Origin of the sequence: Sulfurimonas sp. (genome assembly GCF_018698455.1) — a bacterium.
Taxonomy (GTDB): domain Bacteria; phylum Campylobacterota; class Campylobacteria; order Campylobacterales; family Sulfurimonadaceae; genus Sulfurimonas.
This window is the reverse complement of the sequence record NZ_JABIOQ010000004.1, coordinates 1-2,922: the sequence shown is the minus strand read 5'-3', so window position 1 is coordinate 2,922 and position 2,922 is coordinate 1. Positions and strand designations below refer to the sequence as shown.

At 34.1% G+C, this 2,922-nt stretch carries 3 protein-coding genes; all 3 read right to left on the bottom strand.

All coding sequences use genetic code 11. The annotated features are described in order from the left end of the window. Positions 1-1,627: endonuclease MutS2 (locus tag HOG88_RS00600; RefSeq protein WP_295002113.1), on the bottom strand; the 1,627-nt coding region annotated here is incomplete at its 3' end. Continuing rightward, entirely contained in the window at positions 1,618-1,947 is a 330-nt protein-coding gene (locus HOG88_RS00595) for a hypothetical protein (RefSeq protein WP_295002112.1), read from the bottom strand. The genes HOG88_RS00595 and HOG88_RS00600, both read right to left, overlap by 10 nt. Further along, positions 1,947-2,922: cyanophycin synthetase (locus tag HOG88_RS00590; RefSeq protein ID WP_295002111.1), on the bottom strand; the 976-nt coding region annotated here is incomplete at its 5' end. The genes HOG88_RS00595 and HOG88_RS00590, both read right to left, overlap by 1 nt.

The following is a 2,922-nucleotide window of genomic DNA, read 5'->3' as shown; positions in this document are numbered from 1 at the left end:
GATTAGCTTCTTTAGTCTCTTTAAGAGTTAACTCTTTTAAACGCAAGTCTTCGAGTTTCTCATCAACTTTTTTATGTTTTTGTTTTAACTCACGTTCGAGTTGTGAACCACGCTCTATAAGTAAAGAAAGTTTTTCAGAGTTGTCGCCATAAACGGCTTTCGCTTCTTTTACTATAGAGTTATTTATACCGTATCTTGCGGCTGTCTCAAATGCATAACTCTTTCCAATGATGCCCTGCATAAACTCATAAGTAGGCTTTCTATGCTCTTCATCATAGAGTGCGGCCATAAGCTCCACATCATCTCTATCAGCCATTAAAGCGGCGAGGCGTTTATGGTGTGTAGTAACTACAACTTTTTGACCGCGTTTGATTAGATCATCGAGTATAACTTTAAAAAGAGCAGCTGCTTCATCACTGTCTGTTCCTAGCTCTATCTCATCAACACCTACAAGAGCAGATTTATGTTCAAATATACGAGAGAACTCTTGCATACGTCCAGCAAAAGTGGAAATATCATTTTTGACATTTTGAGGGTCATCAATGATGGCTAAAACACTTTTAAATGAGCCAATATGAGAGTTTACATCATCTAGTTTCATAGGTATAATGTACTTAGCCATAAAAGAAGATGCAAGAATAGACTTTAGCAGCATAGTCTTTCCACCCGCGTTTACTCCTGTAATCATAAGTATGTTTTTAGAAAAGTCTACATTAATAGGTTTTGCATTTGAAAGAGCAGGGTGTATAAAGTTCTTTAAAATGATTTTAGAGTCGTTTTTACTTTTAATGAGTTGCATATTTTTGCTCTTGGCAAATAAAACGCGAGCTTGATAGTTGTCAAACTTGTCAAATTCTTTATCTATAAAACCTATAAAAGCTTGGAGCTCATGTAGTTTAGATGAAAACTCTTTAGCATACTCGTAAAATATAGTTTCTCTTTCTTGTTCGATATAACGAATTTGTTCTTTAGACTTTAAAATACTATCTGGAGAGACATAAAAAAAACCACTAGTTGAACGACCAACTACAGCACCTTTTAGAACATGGTTAAATCCACCACGTACTAAAAGACAATCTTCATTATTTACAAAGTGAACTTGAGTATCGACAAGATATCCTGAAAGTTTTGAACTGCTCATCATACGTCTTAGAGAACTTGACATTGTATTTCTATGCTCTTTGATTCGCATACTTAGACCAAAAAGGTTCTCATCAAGATTTTCTTCAAATTTTCCATCACTAGTGAAATACTTTTCTACTTCAGTGAATTTTTCAGCAATATCAAATTTTGACATCCATTCGCCAATAATGCCATCAAGATTACGGTTTTTAAAATAACGAAAGTATCTTACTACTTTAACTATTTCGAAAACTTGTTCAAAATTTAAAACGCCACTTTTCTTTAGATGTGACTTGATGGTGAAAAAATCTGATATTTTTGGAGGGGCTTTGAATTCTAATTTATCAAGTGCTTGAATATAACGAAAATGAAGTTCTTGATCGCCTTCTATATAAAGAGAACTTTCACGAGCAAAGAAAGTTCTAAACTCCTCTATATGTTGTTCTAAATCGAGTTGAGTTATAAGTAACTCTAGTTTAGATTTTTTAGAGTTCTCTACTCGCAATCTGAAGCACTAATCATTACAGAAGCATTGACCGTGCCTGCTTTACCTATAAATGTGTGTGTTCCTATACTAAGTGTAAATCCCGTTGTATTTACATCAACACCCTTACATTTTATAGTTTTATTTTGTTTAAACGCGATGGTTGCATCCATCATTTTTTTGTTCTGTACTTCACTATATTCATTAAACATAACAGCAATCGCTAAAATAGCTAGTACTATCGTTACTATGCTAACTTTTTGTGAGTTATTAAACTCTGTAAAATAATGTAATGCTAGGAAAAAGAGTCCAATTACAACCAGTCCAATAACAAATGTCATTAAGCTATTCCTCTTATTTGTGATGTTATATCGCCTGCACCAAAACCGATGATGAGACCATGTTCGAGTGTTTCAAGATTTTTGTTGTCTTTTACTACTGTAATTGTATTGTTTGCACGTGTAATTTTATCTGCCATCGTTAAGTTATACTGTTTAAACTTATCTTCAAAGTCAATATCACGAGGAGCTTCACCAACTGCCCAAACAGGAAGAATAATGAGCTCTTGAACACCTTGAAAACATTTTATAAATGCATCAAGGTTATCTATGGTTCGTGAGTACTTATGTGGCTGCCAAATAGCTGTTATTTTGTCAAACCCTTTAAGTAAAGCATACTCTTTTACGGATTCAAAAGTAGCCTTGATTTCTGTAGGATGGTGTCCATAGTCGTCTATGATAACACTCTTCTTTTCAAATCCAACAATGTCAAAGCGTTTTTTGATACCCTTAAATGTTAAAAGGTTTTCACGAATTATCTCTATATCCATTGATTCATGAGCCGCTAAAATTGCTAATGCAGCATCAAGTGCAATATGCTTTCCAAATCCCCAAACATTAAAGCTTCCCAACTCTTTGAGTCTGAAACGAGTGTGAGGTTCATTGTTTATAAGTACATATTCTATGTCTGTTATATCCGTAGAAGGGTAAAGCCATGTAGCATCGACTTCATCTTTAAGTGTCTCTAAAAATGGGTCTTCCGCATTTAAGACTTTAAATGGAGCAGACTTTATAAATGTTCTATAAGAGTCATAAAATCTTTCATGATTATAGTCATAGTATTCCATATGCTCTGGTTCTGCATTGATAACAAGCGAGCAGTAAGGATTTGAGTTTACAAAGCTTCCATCACTTTCATCTGCTTCAAAAAGCATAATATCTGTTGTTTCATCATAACGGACATTTGAAGAAAAGGCTTTTGATTCGGCTCCTATGATTGCTGAACCATTCATTATAGAAGCTAAAATAGCAGTAGTT

Bases quoted from the DNA above. Each gene is read 5' to 3' on its own strand.
- HOG88_RS00595 (WP_295002112.1), bottom strand. From the start codon at position 1,947: ATGACATTTGTTATTGGACTGGTTGTAATTGGACTCTTTTTCCTAGCA.